Below are 18484 nucleotides of genomic sequence, written 5' to 3'. Positions count from 1 at the left end.
TGGCCGCCGAAAGCGCCACGCCCTGCGCGTGATTGCCCGCCGAGGCGGTGATCACGCCGCGCTCGAGCTGCGCGGGCGTGAGATGCGCCATCTTGTTGTAGGCGCCGCGCAGCTTGAAGGAGAACACGGGCTGGTTGTCCTCGCGCTTGAGGAACACCGCGTTGCGCAGGCGCGCCGAGAGGTTCGGGGCGCGTTCGAGTTCGGTCTCGCGGGCGACGTCGTAGACGCGGGCGGTGAGGATTTTCCGGAGATAGTCGCTTTCGACGTGTCGGGACTGCACGCGCGCGGCGGCTTCGCTTGCGTGGGTGGCGGAATGGTTTCGGTGCACCTGCATGACGGCTCCTGTACTCACTTTCGTTTTGGCCAGGAGGCGGAAATAAAAAACCCGCCTCGTGGGGCGGGTTGTTGTCACTGCTGCCGGACGTACGCTAACCCACCATTCGTTGAATGGTGCGAATAATCAGCGCGATCGTAACGGGGTGGCAGTTCATTTGAGCAAGAATGACCTGGCGGTCGAAAGCTGTCAATTGCCAGCGTTTAGCGACTGATGATTTACTACAAGTTACGTTTCATTTGATACGTTTCTCAAGGAGGTGGATGTCTTGTGGGAAAGACGCGCAAAGAATCCAGATTAATCTCCTCCCGGCGCTCATCTTTCGTGAAACATTCTCGGAAATCTCGACTAAGCCTTTGATTTCTTTTGAAATTCTTTTCCCAGCTGGGCCGCCGGGCTTGTTTCACGCATTCGACCCGTGCCGATCTTGCTGGCTGCGCCGCGAACAAAAAAGGGCTTTAAACGCCCTTCCCTGTTGCTCGTCCGCAAACGAGCGTGAGACTCACTCCGCGCCTGAGGTATCCATTTCTGAAGCCCACTGCTCGACCACTGCCTTCACACGCTCCGCGAGTCGTTGCTGGTCAGCGGCCGCGATACCTTTCAGGCTCAATTCCGCACGCCCGTCACCGAACAGTTTCAATTCGCCCAGCGCGACGCCGTCCGGGCGACTGAACTGAACGCGAGACTGGTAATGCGTGCGGCGCGGACCAACGCGGCGCGCGCCTGCTTCGGCCGAAGCCGCCGCCTCTAGCTTGCGCACGCTCGCCTTTCCTTCGATCACCTGCTGAAGCCAATGCTCCGCGACCGTTGCACCCGCGCGATCAAAAATCAATTTGATGTTGTAGGCGTGTCCGAGCCCGACGTCCTTACGATTCTGCGCCATTCGCTGAAGCAAATAAGGCGGCAGAGATGTGAGCGAAATGACCTTGCTGATGTGCTTCGGGTCTTCGCCCACGGCCACGCCCAGCTCGACCTGGTCGACATAGACTCGATCGTCGAGCAACTTCTTCCATGCGAGCGCGTCGTCGAATACCGTCTGCTCCTCGCGCTCCTTGTTGGCGTGATAGGCGCGCAGGTACAGGTTCTGGTTATCGAGGCCCTCGCGGACATCGGCATCGATGAACTTGTCACCGCGCGAACGTGCCGCGCGAATGCGGCGCTCGCCATCGACGATTACATATTGGCCGGGGAACGCCGAGAGTTTCGTGACCAGGATTGGGGTAATTTGCCCTTGCGTGGCAAAGCTCCCGGCCAGTTCGTCGATCGTTTCGGCGCTGTAGAACGCGCGAGGATTGTAGGGATTGGAGACGACATCGTCGACGGGGATTTTCCGGACCGCATGCAAAGAAAGCGGTGCGTCGACGCTGTCCGATGGCGGTGCGGCTGGCGTTGCCACGGTGTCCGGGGCGTTGGGGGCGCCCGCGTCCCGTTGCGCGATGTTGACGACATCTGCCTCGGCGAGACGCTCTCCGGCCGAGGCGCGCTCGGCCGCCATGCCCGCACGAACCTTACTGGTGAAATTGAGCTTAGCGGCCATCGACAACCTCCTCTTCTTCCTGCACCAGCGCAATGATTTCGTTGTAGACCGCGTTGATCTCGTCCTTCGCGACTTTCATCCCACGCACGCCCCGAACATCGAAAACCGTGCGGCCAAGCGCTGCTGTCTGTCGATAAAGCTCGCGTTGCTTGATGGTGGCGGAGAAAACCCGAACATTGCTCTCCGCAAGGATGGCGCTCATCTGCGTATGCAAAAGCGTCTTTGAATTTGATTTATTCAGCAAAATCGCGAATTTACCAGCCGGATTGGCAACTCGGGTGCGCTCGACCAGTTCCATCATCCCTTCGCTACTCCAGATGTCGATCGGCGACGCATCGGTTGGGATGATCGTGGCATCGGCTACGGCCAGAACGCGCGCAGTTGTCAGGTCATTGATGTTGGGCGGGCAGTCGACGATGACTACGTCGTAGTCATTCGCTAGTGCTGAGATTTCCGGCCCGATCATTTTCTCGAGCTTGTGAATGCTCCCAACGCGGAATGGCAGAGGCGTCTCGGGTCCGGCCGCCGCGCACCAGCTCATGCACGATTGCTGCCCGTCGGCATCGGCCACATACACCTTATAGCCCTCGGCCTGAAACGCCCCAGCCAGGTTCATGCTGGTCGTGGTTTTGCCAACCCCGCCTTTTTGATTCGCTACGGCTATCACGAGACCCATTCGCTTCTCCATGGAATTGTTCAACAGCGGGCAGATCTCCACACTCGCCACGTGGAGACTCCAGCAAGTCATTCGGGAGTCTAGCGGTAACTTAAAGTAAATTCTAGGATTTCCCGCCTCAAGCGTTGTCCCATCACAACCAGATGGCGGTTCGGATAACTGCGAGACGAACTCTGACGTCCCTCTCACTCACCGAGATCCACTAGATCGTGAAGCGGCGCGAGTGTCGTAGCAACTATCTCCACGTGGAGATCGGATAGCGACATCGAGCCTTATCGGCGGAATCGTTCGATCTTGGCTGCCGCTAGCTGTGCGTGTGACGGTAGTAAAAATCAACATACGCGAGGGCAATTGAAGAACCCTTGGTACCGGCCGCACTGGGAAACGCATTCGAATCTCCACGTGGAGATTCGAAGACCGCATATGGGCAATCGTGTGATGGTGCTGCAACGAATTGGTATCGATCCGATTGGGCATTCATCAATGTTCTCCACGTGGAGAGGATCGATTGGCTCGCAGGGTTCCACCTTTGTGCGAAAGCGGGACGCGCAAGCGAATCACTACCGCTCACGGGAATGTTGTCCCGATAGTGGTGACCGGGTGTGAAATTCGAGCGCTGTCATTTGATGGGATCGCCAGCAATCTCCACGTGGAGACCGCCGTCAACCCAATGCAATAGTGAAGTCATCTTAATGAACACCCCCGTAGTCCGATAAGGGTGCGTCCGCGAAACTTCACGACGCCCATATAAGCCTACAAATCTCTTGTAGCTATATTTACGAAAATATTCTAGCGTGCGCTCTCCCATCCCCTGAAAGCGTTGGGCAAAAAAGAGCGGCCGAAGCCGCTTTCCCTTTGTTCGATCGATTTCACTCGTTTCGGGCCTTCAGAGCGAGTTCGACGTCCACAGTCTGCTGGCCTTCGCCGGCCGCCGGCGCCTGTTGTCCACTCAAGAGGAATTCGAGCAGGTCAGCAGCGGTCGGTTGCCCCCAGGTATCGAGCACTACCCAGCGGAAGAAATTCGTCGACGCCATCTTGCTCGGTACCTTCGCCGTCGAGACCTTGAGCTTGTCCATGCCGACAGTCTCGTTGTAGCGTTTGATCAGCGCAGTCTGGTCGTCGTACTCGAGTTCATTGAAGTAGGCGCGCGCCTCGTTGATCTTCGCTGCGATGTAACGGTCCTTCACCTGATCCTGGCTTTCGCGTGCGCGGCCGGCGTCGGCTGCGGGCGCTGCGGCATTGGCCCCGGGCAACTGGTAGCCCTGCATGAGCGCCTTGCGGAAGTACGCCGCAACGTTCGCCAGCGGCGCCGCGTTTTTCTGCGCTACGCGCGCAGCGGTATAGGCGATCGCCGTACGAATCTTTTCGTCGCCGTACTGCTTGAGCAAGCGCCGCGCTTCGGAAACCGGGATGCTGAATTTCGACATTTCGCCGATCAGCAGCGTCTCGTTTGCGCGCAATTCCTGCGACGGATCGGTCTCGGGCTTGCGAGCGACACGGAACTGCAGGGCGACGACTGAGCGTCCCACCTTGTGCTCGATGAGTTCGAACGTGTGATCCGAAATCTCGTTGACTTCCTTAATGCAGGGCAACAGCACGCGGCTCTTGAACTGCTTGTAGAGCTTGTAAGATTGCGCCGAAGTATCCTGGCCGAGGATCAGATCACGCAGGGTCGCGAGCGGAAACCGCGCCGTCATGCCCACGGCTTCGTACCGGACGACGTTTTCCCACAGTGCAAGAGAATGCGCCTTTCTGAACTGACGCGTGATGCGCATATCGATCATCGCGTAGATTTCAGGATTGAGCAGTTCACCGCGAATCTGCTCGGAGAAGGTGTAGCGCAAAACCGACCGCTCGAGTTCGGCTCCGGCAAGCAGACCCGATGCTTTCCAGATGCTGCGCTTATCCTGAGTCAGGTAGTCCCAGTTGACGACCGTACTGATGAGCGAGTTGATCGTTTCCTTGACGTACTCAGTGTTGTTGCTGTTGAGATCGACGTCCTGGGAGAGGGCGGAGATCGTGATCTCGAACGACGAGCGGCCGGCTTCGAGCGAATCCTGGCGAATAGCGTTCTTGATCAGCGAACTGAACATCTTGCGCTGCTGCAAACTGATCGACCCGGACTTTGGTGCGATGTGAATCGCCGGGACGGCCTTGCGGAACAGATCAGGCGGCTGGCCTTGCTGGAATATGAGTGCACCTTGTTTGTCGGCGTCGCCGGCATCGGCCTTTTTTCTTGCCATATGACCCACGTTGAAAGGGAACCTGGTCGGTTGGTAACTGTATACCAACCGACCAGGTGACTCAAGGCCGCAAACGCGATCGTGACGCACGACGACATTGAGGCGCGATGAGCATTGACAAGCGGCGATTCCCAATTCCGTGGATCGCTTGACCGCGTTGCAGACGCTTGCCCTCGGCCTCACACACGATCCCAAAACCAGATACCTTTGCGACAGATCGCGCCGAACGATCTCCCATAATCAGCGACCTCAATGGCGGATGTAAGTACTCACTTGTCGTCAAGGTCTCCCACAGGTAACCGTCCATGGGAGTTATCGATGTGCCGTTCCGCCGATTCGCGGCTGCCTGCGCTCGTTTGCATGGAGCGGCCGCTAGCCCCCATAAGTGGTGACCTCGAGCCGCTCCCATAACTGGAGACCCAAAGATTGAGGCCCACAGGCCTCAAAAGTCGCAGACTTACACGGAGCACCCATAACCGGTTACCCATGGAAAATCCCATAGCCTGCTACCTTAGCCTTGCAACCTTCAACCAGGAGCAAGGCTCCATGCGGGAATCCGCTTCTCCCATCCAGAAAGCATCCATGGCTTCCCGACGAGACACCACCATAACCGGTTACCTAAACGGAACCCCCATAACAGGTCACCCGAATTACGGGCTGAGGACCGATCATGAGGCGCCGGTTGCTCGACGCGTCCCATAAGCGGCGACCTTTTCCGTTTCCCATAACCCGCTACCTCGGATCAAAAACGGGGCTTTTCCCACAGCGGGAGACCTTCTCCCCATATCCACAACCTGCAAACCCCATGTTCGGCTACCGAAGTCCCATATCCACAACCCGAACTTCCCATGCCCGGTACCTCAAATCCCATAAACCGCCACCAAATCGGCCGGAAACCCTTGCCTGGTAAGGCTTTGCGGCGTCTAAAGGTTTACTAAAGTTGTTAAAGCGTAAAAGGTAAACACTGAAACACGCGCTCGCCAGGAAAGACGTCTCCCAAAACCGGCGACCTTAATGCATGTGAGTGGTCACCAACTGCCGTTGTCCCATTCCTGGTTACCTTCCCGGTCTACAAAGGCTCTACAGACACCATAGGCAGCCACCTGACCGTGCTACATCTGATATTCGACATGCACTTAACGACGTAAGTGGCTGTTTTGATGCGAATCCATACCTAATGGTCTCAACGTATGGGGCTCTTCCGGCTCAAAGGTAACGGGCTATGGGATACGGTGGGCGTCCTCGAAGCCGGGACCTATGCCCGGACCTGGCTCGACGCCGACCAGGGCTCACGCGGAGCGATTTCGCGCCTCGGCATCGGACGATGCCGTCACTGCATCTGCGTCGCGAGCCAAGGACGGCCACCACCAGCGGTTACCTCACTCAGGTCACCAACTATGGGAACTGCCAAGGTGCACGATTGACCTTCATCCGGGATGATGACAATCGTGCCTAAGGTGCACTGCGTCAAACGCAACGGTGACCTGGATGCGCGCTAGTCCCAGCCCTGACTCCCCGGCAAGGTTGCCGCGAACGCCGTGCCTTGCGGAAGGCTTTTGCGGCGCTACACGCCCGCGAGACGTTGCCGGGCGATCCTGGTATCAGCGGAATCGCGTCGTCTCCCCCGTGCGGCCGCTCGTCCACTACAAGATGTGCGTCCACAGACTTACGAAGATGATCCATTCTTCATTGCCGCGATGCCGATGCGTCGAGAGCGACAACCAATGATTGGGTACGACAGCATCAGGATCGCCAAGTCGTTGGTTCGTGCGCGAGCCGACCATTCATTCTCCCGCCCACCTCTTGAAACCAGATACTCGACGAGTGACAAGCGCCGGATGCGCGAAGTGCGGCCCGTGCGATGGCACTGCAAACGGCCTGCGCGCCGCTCGTGCACCTGCGCACGTTGCTCGCGCGTCGCTGCTTGACTCAAGCGCGCACTGCAACGAGTCCACTGTCGCCAGGTACCAAACCTGGATCGGCGCGCCCCAAACGCGCTGCGGCTTCGCAACCATCCGGCGGCAACAACGGGTGCCGGCACTCGAATGGCGCATCCGACCGAATCACGCGCTCAGGTGAGCGCCATTGAGCGAGCAGTGAGAGGTAACCATTTGTGGGAACCGGTTACCTGACAGCGCCCGAGCCACGGGTGTTACTTTCAGGTCACCGTCACCTGGGCGTTCATTTATTGGTCGGGAGTCCTGGCGCACTTCATGCGCGGGGAGTGTGGAATGCGCGCCCACCTGCCGACCATCCCGTCCGTCCCGAACCAGTTCGTGATGCACCGCGGTCCGGGCGACGCGAAGGAAGCCGATGGTCCCGTTCGTAGCGCGCAGTTCCTGGCGTTTGCCTGCGAAATGGGGGAGTCCATTCTTGCGCGCGTTGTGAGGAGCTTCCTGTCCAACGAACTCACGTGAATGACCGAGCCGAACGAGTCTCTGACTTCATGAGATAGATCCAGGCCGTTCGATTCGCAATTCCCGAAGGGAATCGACGCTGGGAATTCCCGAACGCCAAACATGCATACAGGATGAATTATATGTATGCACAAAAATATCAATTGTTGATATGTGGCGTGCGTCGGTAATCTGGCCGATATCCCGACCAGTCAGTGCCCAGCAAGCCATGACCCGCACCGCGATCTACGAATGGTTGACGAGTTTCGTGCCCAACCCGGCCGCGCCGCGGTGGAGCGAGCGGGCACGGCGTTGCGGCGGAGCGCTCATCGGTATTGCCTTCACAGGGCTCGCCACGCACATGGTCTTCGGCGCGGCTGGCGACATTCCGCTGCTCGTCGCGCCCATGGGCGCATCGGCGGTGCTGTTGTTCGGTGCCTCGGACAGCCCCCTTGCGCAGCCGTGGTCGATTCTCGGCGGCAACTTCGTCTCTGCGCTGGTCGGCGTGGCGTGCGCGCAATGGATCGCGTCGCCGGTCGCCTCGGCCTCCGTGGCGGTCGCGCTGGCGATCTGCGTGATGTTCCTGTGCCGCTGCGTGCATCCGCCTTCAGGCGCCGTCGCGCTGACCGCCGTGCTCGGGGGGCCCGCTGTCCACGCGCTCGGCTTTCACTTCGTGCTCGTGCCGATTGCATTCCAGTCCATCGCCTTGCTTAGCGCCGCGCTTGCATTCCACGCCTTGACCGGACACCGCTATCCGCGTGCGGCGTTTCGCCCGACGCCCGAGGCGGCAGTCTTGCCGGTTGCCACGCTCACACAACACCTTCTGGAGCCGGTCGATTCTCCGCGCAAATCGTTCGAACAACTAACTTGTGAGGAGATCATGTCGATGGGTTGTCCCGCCGTACCCGCGACGATGGGTGCACGGGCTGCGCACGAGATGTTCCGCCGGCATGGCGCTTCGACGCTGCCCGTGGTCGACGCCATGGACCGCGTGGTTGGCGTGGTCGCGCATCACGCGCTCGGCGATCTGGCGCCGCCCGAGGGTCTAAGGCGCTTCTGGGCCGGGCTGCGCCGCGCAGTGCTGCGCGAGTCGGCGCGCGTCGAGGAAACGGTGGAGGCCGTGATGGCGGCCGGCGTGCACGCAGTCCATCGCGCCACGCCGCTCGCGCATCTCGTGCCGATCTTCATCGAGCACGCCTACCACGACATCCCGGTGATGGACGATGCCCGGAGGCTGGTGGGCGTAGTCAGGCATTCGGACATGATCCGCTGGCTCCATCACCACGCAGGCGCCGCGCAGGGCGCAGCCGCGGGCTGAGATCGCATCACACCACGAACAGTAACGCCGCGAACACCGCATAGAGCCAGCCGACATGCGTGAGCTGACGGCTGCGCACTTTCGGTGCGCGAAACGACCACTGCAGGAACAGGATGGCGACCATGGTCGTCACGGCCGCAAGAATCGACGGCGTGCCGAGATGCCAGGGCGTGAAGAAGAGCCCGAACGCCGTGGGGATGGTGGCCTGGATCATCATCGCGCCACTAATGTTCGCCAGTGCCAGCCGCTCCTTGCCCTGGCGCACCCAGATGATCGCGTTCATGATCTCGGGCAGCTCGGTTGCGATCGGGCTGAAGAGCAGGGCCGTCAACTGGGGGCTCAGGCCGAGCCAGGGGCCCACCGCGCCGATCTGCTGCACGAACAGATGCGAGGCCGCGAAGATCACCACGAGGGCGCCCATCGTCTGTAGCAGAATCCACATCATGCCCGGATTGTCGTCGTGCGGGCGCAGCTTCAGCGGTTCGAGATCCCCTTCCACTTCGCCGCCGTCTTCGGCCGAAAGCTCCTTCCAGCAGTAGAACGCGTAGGCGGCGAGGAAGGCCACGCCCAGCATCGGTTTGAAGCTGAACATTACGAGCCCGAGCGCGATCTTCGCGACGAAGATCGCGAGGAACCACAACTGGTCGCGACGCAGGCGGCGCGTATTCACATCGACGATGGCTGCGCGCTCGCGGCCCACGCGCGCGGCGGTCGCGAGCAGCGCGACGCCCACGACGGCGTACGCGATCGTGCTGAGCGCGAGCGGGCCTCCGATTGCGGCGCCCACGCCGATTTCCTTGTGGGCAGGATCGCCGCCGAACGCCACGGCGACCAACGTGACAACGCTCTCTGGCAGCGCGGTGCCAAATGCTGCGAGAATCGTGCCGGTGGCGGTTTGCGTGACCTTCAGCTTGTTGCCGAGCCATTCGACGCTGTTGACGAAGGTCTCGCAGGACAGATAGATGATGCCGGCCGAGGCAATGAGGAGCGCGAACGTCAGGATCATGACGAGCGCTCCGAGGCGGACAGGGGACGATGCGTGGCGCTATGCGGGGGGCGAATCATTGTTTTTGCCGTTATCTGCGAGCCGGGCACCGAAACCATGACGCATCCCTTCGCCCGGCCCGGGTGTAAGGGAAAACGTCATAGGTCTCGTCAGGCCGCGCATTGCAGTGATTTGCAACACGGCTGCCGACGCCATGGTGCACTCGCACCAATTATGTTGACGGCGGCGCAACGCCCGAGCAGGCGCTGCAGACTACTCCCCTAAGACAGGGGGCGATTATAGCCGAAGTTCGTGGCGGCGAACGATTTTGGGCGCGCTCGACCGCCAGGCGGGACGGGAATGTGGCGCACGTCGGCAATCCCTCATCGCCTGCCTGTGAAGTCGGCCGACAGCCAGCGGCGATTATGCATAACGCTTTGCCGGGACGATGTGAAAACCAGACAGGCCGTTGCCCAGCGGCGGCGCATTTTTTCTTCGGTATAGCTTGATAGTCGTTTAGCATAGCCAGGTACTCTGGGTGCTTGCGTGAGAAATGGAGCAGCGGATGGCAATGATTTCGCATGTATACATCGGGGTGGACGATTTCAAACGGGCCTTCAGGTTCTATTCGCCGATCATGCAAACGCTGGACTTCGCGCTGAAATTCTGCGAGCCCGACTACCCTTGGGCGGGCTGGATGGAGCCCGGTGTGGCGCGGCCGCTTTTTCTGGTCGGCCGGCCGTGGGACGGCAACGCTGCGCAGCCCGGCAATGGGCAGATGGTCGCGCTGCTTGCGCCTTCGCGTGATGCGGTGGACACGGCGTACGCCGCCGCGCTCGCGCATGGCGGCACGGACGAAGGCGCGCCAGGCCTGCGCCCCCACTATCACGCGAACTACTACGGCGCGTACTTTCGCGACCCCGAAGGCAACAAGCTCTGTGTTTGCTGTCACGATCCGGCCGACACTTGACCGGGCGACGGGCCATCGGAGGGCGCATCACACGAGTGTCCGATACGCTGTGCTACGCTTGCCCGGCCTTGGGCCGAGGGTGCTGAAGGGTTGCGCGCGGTCGCAGGAAGGCAATGCAACCGCGATCGCCGGCGGACGGCCCGGCGTATCGAAGTCGAAGTCGAAGTCGAAAAGCGAAGTCCTGAACCAAAGTCCCGAGCGAGGCGTGATCAGCGCGCCTTCGCGGGGACGACGATCAATAACAGGAAGAAGACCCAGATGAAAATGCACAAGATACGACGCGCAGCTTCGCGCGGCCGCTTTCGCACGCTCGTGACCGCCTTGCTGCTCGCGGGCGGGGCGCAGGCCGCGCATGCCGCCACCGAAATCCAGTTCTGGCATGCCATGGAGTCCGAACTTGGCGAGCGCGTGAACGCGATCGCGCAGCAGTTCAACGCGTCGCAGAGCGAATACAAGATCGTGCCCGTCTTCAAGGGCACCTACGACCAGACGCTCGCCGCCGGCATCGCGGCGTATCGCAGTGGCGACGCGCCCGCGATCCTGCAAGTGTACGAAGTCGGCACCGCTACGATGATGAACGCGAAAAAGGCCGTGCTGCCCGTGTACGACGTGATGAAGACGGCCGGCGTGCCGCTCGACGAAAAGGCGTTCGTGCCGACCATCGCGAGCTACTACAGCGACGCGAAGACAGGCCATCTAGTGTCGATGCCGTTCAACAGCTCCACACCGGTGCTCTACTACAACCGCGACGCCTTCAAGAAGGCTGGCCTGCCCGAGGCGCCCCCGAAGACCTGGCCCGAAGTCGCCGAGGCCGCCGCGAAGCTCAAGGCCTCGGGCATGAACTGCGGCTTCACCACGGGCTGGCAGGGCTGGATTCAGATCGAGAACTACAGCGCATGGCATGGCGCGCCGATCGCGACGCGCAACAACGGCTTCGACGGGCTCGACGCGCAGCTGGAAATCAACAAGCCGCTGCAGGTCGCGCACATTGCCTTCCTGCAGAACATGGCGAAGCAGGGCACGTTCACCTACGTGGGCCGCAAGGACGAAGCCACCGCCAAGTTCTATAGCGGCGATTGCGGCATCATGATGGGCTCGTCGGGCGCGCTTGCGAACGTGCAGAAGTATGCGAAATTCAACTTCGGCACCGGCATGATGCCGTACGACCCGAGCGTGAAGGGCGCGCCGCAGAACGCCATCATCGGCGGCGCGAGCTTGTGGGTGCTGGGCGGCAAGAATCCCGAGGTCTACAAGGGCGTCGCGAAGTTCCTCGCCTACCTGAGCTCGCCGGCCGTCGCAGCGAAGTGGCATCAGGACACGGGCTATCTCCCGGTGACGAAGGCAGCCTACGAACTCACGCAGCAGCAGGGCTTTTACGCATCACACCCGGGCGCGGATACGGCCACGAAGCAAATGCTCAACAAACCGCCGCTGCAGTGGACCAAGGGGCTGCGCCTCGGCAACATGCCGCAGATCCGCACGATCGTGGACGAAGAGCTCGAACAGGTCTGGACGGGCAGCAAGACGCCGCAGCAGGCACTCGACTCGGCCAATTCGCGCGGCAACGAGCTGCTCCGGCGTTTCGAGCAGCAGGCAGCGAACTAACCCGTAGCGGACGAGGTGACGCGACGGAGTGACGCCTGCCTCGCGACGGATAGACAGCGCCCCGGGAGCGGACTCCGGTCCAGTCCTTCGGGGCGCTGTGCTTTTGTCGGCAAGGTAGCGGGCCGCCCGCAGTGCGATGGCGGCGCGCCGCCACTCGCAGCCGAAGGGGCAGGCAGCGCGTTTAGAACCACGCGTCCTGCATGTCGAGCGTGGTGCGATCGAGCGAGGCGAGCAGATCGAACTGCGCGCCCGTCTTCGGTAGCTCCCACGCGAAGAAGTAAGCCGCGGCGGCCAGCTTGCCGCGATAGAAGTCCGCGTCTTCGCCGCTCGTCTTCGCGAGCGCCGTACGCGCGACCAGCGCCTGTTCGAGCCACACCCACGCCATGACCACATGGCCGAACGCTTCCAGGTAGACGGACGCATTGGCGAGCGTCACCGCCAGATCGCCCGCTGCCCAAAGCTGGCGCGTAACCTCCGCCAGGCGCTGCAGCGCCGCCTGGAGCGCGCGCGCGTGGGCGGCATCGCCGGCGGTGCCCGAAGCCTGCGCGCGATCGAGCGTGGCCTCTACGCGCTCCATGAAAATCTTGAGCGCCGTGCCGTCCTTCACGACGACCTTGCGGCCGAGCAGGTCGAGTCCCTGAATGCCGTGCGTGCCTTCATGGATCGGATTGAGACGATTGTCGCGATAAAACTGCTCGACGTTGTACTCGCGCGTATAGCCGTAGCCGCCATGCACCTGAATGGCGAGATCGTTCGCTGCGAGACACCATTGCGAGGGCCAGCTCTTCGCGATGGGCGTGAGCAGGTCGAGCAGCAGCGCGAGCGGCTCACGCTCGGCGCCGCTTGCCGCGTTTGCTTCGTCCACGAGCTTCGCGCACCAGAGGTTGAGCGCGAGCGCCCCTTCCACGTAGCTTTTTTGCGCGAGCAGCATGCGGCGCACGTCGGCGTGCTCGACGAGCCTCACCTGGGGCGACGCGGGATCCTTGCCGGCCGCGCCCAGGGAACGCCCCTGCGGGCGGTTGCGTGCGTAATCGAGTGCATGCAGATAACCGGTGTAGCCGAGCATCGTCGCGCCGAGCCCCACGCCAATGCGCGCCTCGTTCATCATGTGGAACATATAGGCGAGTCCATGATGCGGCTCGCCCACGAGATACCCGATCGCGCCCGCACGGCCGCCCGGCGTATGCTTCGTGCCTTCGCCGAAGTTCAGCAGGCAGTTCGTCGTGCCCCGATACCCCATCTTGTGATTGAGGCCCGCGAGCACGACGTCGTTGTGCTCGCCGCGCGAGCCGTCCTCGTTCACGAGATACCTGGGCACGATGAAAAGCGAGATGCCTTTCACGCCGGGAATGAGCTTGCCGTCGGGTCCGGGAATCTTCGCGAGCACGAGGTGCACGATGTTTTCGGAAAGCTCGTGCTCGCCGCCCGAGATCCACATCTTGTTGCCGCGCAAACGGTATTGCGCGCCGAGCGGCGACTCACACTCGAAGTCGGCGCGCGTGGCGACGTCCGAGAGCGACGAGCCGGCCTGCGGCTCGGAAAGGCACATTGTGCCGAAGTAGCGGCCTTCCAGTTCGGGCCGCACGAACGTATCGATCTGTTTTGCGCTGCCATGGGCGAGCAGCAGGTTCGCGTTGCCGATGGTGAGAAACGGATAGGCGCTCGTGCCGACATTCGCGCCCTTGAACCACGCGAAGCCCGCCTTCTCGACGACGAGCGGCAACTGCATGCCGCCGTACTCATAGTCCTGGCCCGCGGCCATCAGGCCTGCCTCGCTGAACGCCTTGAGTGCTGCCTTCACCTCGGGAATGATCGTCACCGTTTCGCCGTCGAACTGCGGCTCGTGCTGATCGTTCTTCTTGTTGTGAGGCGCGAACAGGTCGGTGGCGATCTTCTCGCAGGTGTCGAGCGCGGCGTCGAAAGTCTCGCGCGCGTGGTCGGCATAGCGCCCGATGCGCGTGAGGCTCTCGACATCGAGCCATTCATAAAGCAGAAAGTTGAGATCGCGGCGGGAAAGGATCAGCGACATGGTGGAACGGTCTCGCATCATGGAGAGAAGACGGGCAGCCTACCGAAAATAGAACGACCGTACTATTGGTATTTTCAGCAGTCTGGAGTTTGCAAATGCCTGTCATGCAAAGGGCTTCCTGAAGTTTCGCGGTCCACTGCCGTAAACTCGTGCGCGGGTTCCGATTCTTTCGCTGCACCCGCCAACGAGTGGCGCCCACGTTGACGCAGTGGTTCTTTCGCCGCGCGATTGATTCGCGTGCATCGAGAGCCGCCGGCCACTTCCGCGCTAACGTTCACATAACGCCCGCTTCGACTTTGCATCCTGATTCAAGTGTCGCTCATGCTGGCAGACTTGCCTCGCCGCGCGCAGTCGCTTCGGCTGCCCGGCTCGCTACGCGTCGTCAAGCGTGCCGCCGCGTTTTTCTCGTTGCAAGCGACGAGCGCGAAGCTGCGAGACGTGTTCGGGCTCGTCGCTTCGTCGTGATAGCGTGGCACGACGCCCCGGGGGGTGAACAAGCCGTGAACAAGGAGACCTTGCCGTTATGAGCGTTCTGGGCTGTGTCGTCTACAAGCACAACCTGTGGCTCGTCGTCGTTGCGCTGCTGATCTGCGGTGCGGGTTCGTGGGTTACGGCGCGGCTCGTCTTGCGCGCGTTTTCCACGCATGCGCTGCAGCGAATCGGCTGGTCGTTTATCGCGGCCGTGGTCGCCGCCGCCGATATCTGGTGCACGCACTTCGTCGCCATGCTCGGCTTCGAGCCCGGCGTGCCGGTCGCCTTCGATCCCGTGCTCACCATCGCGTCGCTGCTCATCGCGCTCGCGGGCAGCTTTGCGGGCTTCGTCATTGCCACGAGCCCGGTCACCCAACGGCTCACACGCGTGGCGCCCGCGCTGGGCGGCGCGATCGTCGGCCTGGCGGTCGCGCTCATGCACTACGCCGGCATGCTCGCTTATCGCGTGGAAGGCATCGTCATCTGGCATCGCGGCTGGATCGCGATATCGCTCGTGCTCGCGGTGGCGATCAGCGCGCTTGCATTGCATCTGGCCGGCGCGGCCGCCGCTCGAGCACAAGACAACGCGGCCAGCATGCGTGCGAGCACCAATGCGCCAGCCCGCCGTGTGGCGGTCGTGCTTGCGCTCGCCATCGCCGCGCTTCACTTCAGCGGCATGACGGCGTTCCAGGTCGAGCCACTCGCGATCGGCGGGCATTTCTCGAACCCGGCGGCGCTGCAGGCGCTCGCGCTTGCCGTGGCCTGCATGGCGTTCGTGATCGCGGGCGCCGGCTGCGTGAGCTTTCTGCTCGACGACAGCGTGCGCGCCGAATCGGTCGAGCATCTGCGCACGATGGCGATGAGCGACATGCTCACCGGCCTGCCCAATCGCGCGAGCTTCAACGCGCGCATCGACGCGGAACTGGCCCGCACGCAAGACACCCGCAAGCTCGCGCTGATCGGCATCGACCTCAACCGTTTCAAGGAAATCAACGACCTGCACGGCCATCACGCGGGCGACGAGGTGCTGCGCATCCTCGCACGGCGTCTGGCGAGCCTCGTGCGCGAGGGAGAATTCGTTGCGCGCGTGGGCGGCGACGAGTTCGTCGCGCTCATGCGTTTCAACACGCGCGACGAACTCGGGGATTTGCTCTCGCGCCTCCAGGACGCGCTGTACCGCCCCGTGCGCTACGACGATGCGGAAGTGCTATCGGGCGCGAGCCTCGGCGTCGCCATCTACCCGGACGACGCGACGAACAAGACGGTGCTCATCAACAACGCCGACCTCGCCATGTACCGGGCGAAGTCGGACCTCTCGCACTCGGTGTGCTTTTACGAGCCCGCGATGGACGAGGTTGCGAGGGCGCGCCGCTCGCTCACGCACGATCTGCGCGAGGCGCTTGCGCGCGGGCAGTTGAGCGTGCACTACCAGATGCAGACTTCCGTTGCGACTGGCGAAGTGTGCGGTTATGAAGCGCTGCTGCGCTGGGAGCATCCGCGCCTCGGCTTCATTTCGCCGGCGCGATTCATTCCGCTCGCGGAGGAAAACGGTCTCATTCTTGGCATAGGTGCATGGGTGCTGCGCGAGGCCTGCTCGCGCGCCGTTGCGTGGTCACCGCCGGTGAAGGTGGCCGTGAACCTTTCGCCCGTGCAATTCGCGCATGCGGACTTGCCCAAGCTCGTGGAGACCGTGCTGGTGGAAACCGGGCTCGCGCCCGAGCGGCTGGAGCTGGAACTCACCGAATCGGCCATCTTCGCGGACCGCGCCCGCTCGCTCGACGTGCTGCAGCGAATCAAGACGATCGGCGTGAAACTGGCGCTGGACGACTTCGGCACCGGCTGTTCGTCGCTCGACACGTTGCGTTCGTTCCCGTTCGACAAGATCAAACTCGACCAGTCGTTCGTGAGCGAGTCCGAGTCGAGCCGTGAGGCGACGGCGATCATTCGCGCGGTGCTGGCGCTCGGCAAGAGCCTCGGCATTCCCGTGCTGGCCGAAGGCATCGAGACCAAGGAACAGCTTTCCCTGCTCGCCGACGAAGGCTGCGACGAAGTGCAGGGCTTCCTGCTGGGCCGCCCGGCGCCGCTCAGCCAGATCGTGGCGAGCGGCCAGCTTTCGCTGCAGACCGACGACGAGCAGGCGATCCAGATGGGGCAGGGCTGAAGCGCTTCCTGCGCTGCCTCGCTATTTCGGTTGCGCCGTAGCTCACGAAGCGCCGCTGAGCGACGCGACCACGTGCGACGGACTCCATCACGCGTGCGCCGGAAGGGGGCGCCGCTCCGCCATGACGGCTCCCAGCCGTGCTTCTGGCCGCGGCCTGGAAGCGATCCGCGCCAGGCGGCGCAATCCCATGAACACCCTCCCTTAACCCCGGCTTTTCGGTCGATTAACCGTGAGGCAGGTAACCGACAATCTGTTCAAACGCACCCGCACTTATCGAGGCAGATATGTCAAGCAGCATTACGATCACGGACGAACTGGTTGCTGAAATCGCGGACCGGATGGCAGACGAGGGCCAGAAGGTGTCTCCAATGGCCATCTGGTCCGAAGTCCACACCGGTTCGGTGGTCGCGGTGGCTGCGTCACTGCGCAAGTGGCGCGAAGAACGCGCGCCGCGCGTGCCGCAGGCCGTGGAGCGCCCGGCGTTGCCGGAAGCCGTGACCGACACGATGCGCGAAGCGCTCGACCGGCTGTGGACGTCGGCGCAGGACGAGGCTGAACGGGCCGTGGCGCGGCGCCTCATTTCGATGCGCGAGCGCGTAGAGGATGCCTGCAACGAGCGCGACAACGCGCTCGAAGAGCTGCAAAACACTGTCCAGGAGCTCGACGCCCTGCAAGTCCAGCTCGATCAGATGACCCACGCGTACGAGACGAAGGCCGACGCCGTGGCGGGTCTGGAAGAGGACATCGCGCTCGCCATGCAACGGGCCGACGCTGCGGAGCAACGCGCCGAGGCGCTTGCGGAGCGCGTGTCGGCGCTCGAAGCGGAGCTGGAGGGCGCCGTCGCGGAACTGGCCGCCCAGCGTGAAGCGCATGCCCGCCAGGCGACCGAAGCGGCAACCGGTGAGGGCGAGGTGAGCGAACAAGCCGAACTCGTTGCGAGCCAGAACGACGAAGCGGAGCGCGCGGCACTGGAAGCGACGCATTCCGAAACGGTGGCCCGCCTCGAAGGCGAGCTGGAGTCGATTCGCGCGGCCCTGCAGGCCGAGCAGGACGCGCACGCGGCGCAGCGGGAAGAGGTTGCCGGCGCCCAGGCTGCACGAGATGCCGCCGCGACCGAATTGCGGAATATTGAGGCGCAGCTTGCGACCCTGACCGATGAGCGCAGCGCCGACGCCGCCGAAATCGCCCGGCTCTCGGCCAGCTTGAGCGAGGCGCAGGCGTGCGCCGACGCGGCTCAGCGGCGCGCAGACGAACTCGCTCAGAGCACGGCGGAGAGCGCAACGGACGATGGCGCAGCCGAGGCGTCGCCGACCGCTGCCGCTGCCGATCCGGAAGAAGTCGAAGCGCTGAAGGCGCAGCTCGCGCGCGAGGCCGAAGCGCACGCCAGGCAGATCGCCGAAGCGCGCGAGAACATCAAGAGGTGGTCCGAGTATGCGAACGGACTGAAGCAGCAACTGGCCCAGGCCAACGAAAAGGCGCTCGTCGTCCAGGCGCGCAGCGCGGGCGAAGCGTCGTTGAGCCGCCGTCTCGCCGCCGAGCTGGGCCAGGTCGCGCCCGAGCATGAATTGCTGCTCAAGGAGTCCCAGCAGCAGGTGGTCGTCGAAGCGATCAGCGCTCATCTCGAGCAGCAAGGCTACCGGTACGATACCAAGACCGGCATGGTGACCAGGCTGGCCGCCGAAAACGCGCCCGCCTGACGATGCGGCCGAGTCCATGATCGACGGCGCGTCGCGTCCACATCGGGCGTTTTCTCGCGCCG

Annotated in this window: 13 protein-coding genes and 1 riboswitch; of the genes, 7 read left to right on the top strand and 6 right to left on the bottom strand. The window is 62.6% G+C overall.

Going from position 1 to position 18484, the window contains the following annotated elements:
* The 4 genes from VSR34_RS31815 to VSR34_RS31800 all read right to left on the bottom strand — a co-directional run.
* Positions 1–334, bottom strand: a 334-nt coding sequence (locus VSR34_RS31815) for a pyridoxal-phosphate dependent enzyme (protein WP_342964489.1), incomplete at its 3' end; no start/stop codon positions are given.
* Between the two features lie 502 nt (positions 335–836).
* A complete protein-coding gene (locus tag VSR34_RS31810) occupies positions 837–1829 on the bottom strand; it encodes a ParB/RepB/Spo0J family partition protein (protein WP_342964488.1) in 993 nt (330 codons plus the stop codon).
* Between the two features lie 31 nt (positions 1830–1860).
* Positions 1861–2547 (bottom strand): ParA family partition ATPase, encoded by a 687-nt coding sequence (gene parA / locus VSR34_RS31805; protein WP_028214452.1) that lies wholly within the window; start codon positions 2545–2547, stop codon positions 1861–1863.
* An 869-nt stretch (positions 2548–3416) separates the two neighbouring features.
* Positions 3417–4790, bottom strand: a complete 1374-nt coding sequence (locus VSR34_RS31800) for a replication initiation protein (RefSeq protein ID WP_063625115.1) — start codon at positions 4788–4790, stop codon at positions 3417–3419.
* Positions 4791–7021: 2231 nt separating this feature from the next.
* Here VSR34_RS31800 and VSR34_RS31795 point away from each other — a divergent pair.
* The gene (locus VSR34_RS31795; protein WP_154671418.1) at positions 7022–7207 is read left to right on the top strand and encodes a hypothetical protein; all 186 of its coding nucleotides are present in this window, start codon (positions 7022–7024) and stop codon (positions 7205–7207) included.
* Between the two features lie 208 nt (positions 7208–7415).
* Complete coding sequence (locus VSR34_RS31790; protein WP_028232500.1) at positions 7416–8504, top strand: HPP family protein; 1089 nt, start codon at positions 7416–7418, stop codon at positions 8502–8504.
* 7 nt (positions 8505–8511) lie between these two features.
* Here the strand turns inward: VSR34_RS31790 and VSR34_RS31785 are convergent, their stop codons facing one another.
* On the bottom strand, positions 8512–9510 hold the full coding sequence (locus VSR34_RS31785) for a sodium:calcium antiporter (RefSeq protein WP_342964487.1): 999 nt from the start codon (positions 9508–9510) through the stop codon (positions 8512–8514).
* A 152-nt stretch (positions 9511–9662) separates the two neighbouring features.
* A riboswitch (yybP-ykoY riboswitch) is annotated at positions 9663–9783 on the bottom strand.
* Between the two features lie 277 nt (positions 9784–10060).
* Here VSR34_RS31785 and VSR34_RS31780 point away from each other — a divergent pair.
* Positions 10061–10459 (top strand): VOC family protein, encoded by a 399-nt coding sequence (locus VSR34_RS31780; RefSeq protein ID WP_342964491.1) that lies wholly within the window; start codon positions 10061–10063, stop codon positions 10457–10459.
* A gap of 258 nt (positions 10460–10717) precedes the next feature.
* Positions 10718–12064 carry a sn-glycerol-3-phosphate ABC transporter substrate-binding protein UgpB gene (gene ugpB, locus VSR34_RS31775; RefSeq protein WP_342964486.1) on the top strand — a complete coding sequence of 449 codons (1347 nt, stop codon included), beginning with the start codon at positions 10718–10720 and terminating at the stop codon, positions 12062–12064.
* Between the two features lie 181 nt (positions 12065–12245).
* Here the strand turns inward: ugpB and VSR34_RS31770 are convergent, their stop codons facing one another.
* Positions 12246–14093 carry an acyl-CoA dehydrogenase gene (locus VSR34_RS31770; protein ID WP_342964485.1) on the bottom strand — a complete coding sequence of 616 codons (1848 nt, stop codon included), beginning with the start codon at positions 14091–14093 and terminating at the stop codon, positions 12246–12248.
* A 321-nt stretch (positions 14094–14414) separates the two neighbouring features.
* Here VSR34_RS31770 and VSR34_RS31765 point away from each other — a divergent pair, with 321 nt between their 5' ends.
* From VSR34_RS31765 to VSR34_RS31755, 3 genes are all read left to right on the top strand, one after another.
* Positions 14415–14558 carry a hypothetical protein gene (locus VSR34_RS31765; protein ID WP_342964484.1) on the top strand — a complete coding sequence of 48 codons (144 nt, stop codon included), beginning with the start codon at positions 14415–14417 and terminating at the stop codon, positions 14556–14558.
* A 58-nt stretch (positions 14559–14616) separates the two neighbouring features.
* On the top strand, positions 14617–16725 hold the full coding sequence (locus VSR34_RS31760; protein ID WP_342964483.1) for an EAL domain-containing protein: 2109 nt from the start codon (positions 14617–14619) through the stop codon (positions 16723–16725).
* A 284-nt stretch (positions 16726–17009) separates the two neighbouring features.
* Positions 17010–18422, top strand: a complete 1413-nt coding sequence (locus tag VSR34_RS31755) for a DNA-binding protein (protein WP_342964482.1) — start codon at positions 17010–17012, stop codon at positions 18420–18422.
* Positions 18423–18484 lie beyond the last annotated feature (62 nt).

Source organism: Paraburkholderia sp. JHI2823, assembly GCF_038900695.1.
Classification (GTDB): domain Bacteria; phylum Pseudomonadota; class Gammaproteobacteria; order Burkholderiales; family Burkholderiaceae; genus Paraburkholderia; species Paraburkholderia mimosarum.
This window is presented reverse-complemented; position numbering and strand designations above follow the sequence as displayed.

Coding starts and splice junctions, on each gene's coding strand:
- VSR34_RS31790 (WP_028232500.1), top strand. CDS start 7,416: ATGACCCGCACCGCGATCTACGAATGGTTGACGAGTTTCGTGCCCAAC.
- parA (WP_028214452.1), bottom strand. CDS start 2,547: ATGGGTCTCGTGATAGCCGTAGCGAATCAAAAAGGCGGGGTTGGCAAA.
- VSR34_RS31760 (WP_342964483.1), top strand. CDS start 14,617: ATGAGCGTTCTGGGCTGTGTCGTCTACAAGCACAACCTGTGGCTCGTC.
- VSR34_RS31795 (WP_154671418.1), top strand. CDS start 7,022: ATGCGCGCCCACCTGCCGACCATCCCGTCCGTCCCGAACCAGTTCGTG.
- VSR34_RS31765 (WP_342964484.1), top strand. CDS start 14,415: ATGCTGGCAGACTTGCCTCGCCGCGCGCAGTCGCTTCGGCTGCCCGGC.
- VSR34_RS31755 (WP_342964482.1), top strand. CDS start 17,010: ATGTCAAGCAGCATTACGATCACGGACGAACTGGTTGCTGAAATCGCG.
- ugpB (WP_342964486.1), top strand. CDS start 10,718: ATGAAAATGCACAAGATACGACGCGCAGCTTCGCGCGGCCGCTTTCGC.
- VSR34_RS31780 (WP_342964491.1), top strand. CDS start 10,061: ATGATTTCGCATGTATACATCGGGGTGGACGATTTCAAACGGGCCTTC.
- VSR34_RS31800 (WP_063625115.1), bottom strand. CDS start 4,790: ATGGCAAGAAAAAAGGCCGATGCCGGCGACGCCGACAAACAAGGTGCA.
- VSR34_RS31785 (WP_342964487.1), bottom strand. CDS start 9,510: ATGATCCTGACGTTCGCGCTCCTCATTGCCTCGGCCGGCATCATCTAT.
- VSR34_RS31770 (WP_342964485.1), bottom strand. CDS start 14,093: ATGTCGCTGATCCTTTCCCGCCGCGATCTCAACTTTCTGCTTTATGAA.
- VSR34_RS31810 (WP_342964488.1), bottom strand. CDS start 1,829: ATGGCGGCCGAGCGCGCCTCGGCCGGAGAGCGTCTCGCCGAGGCAGAT.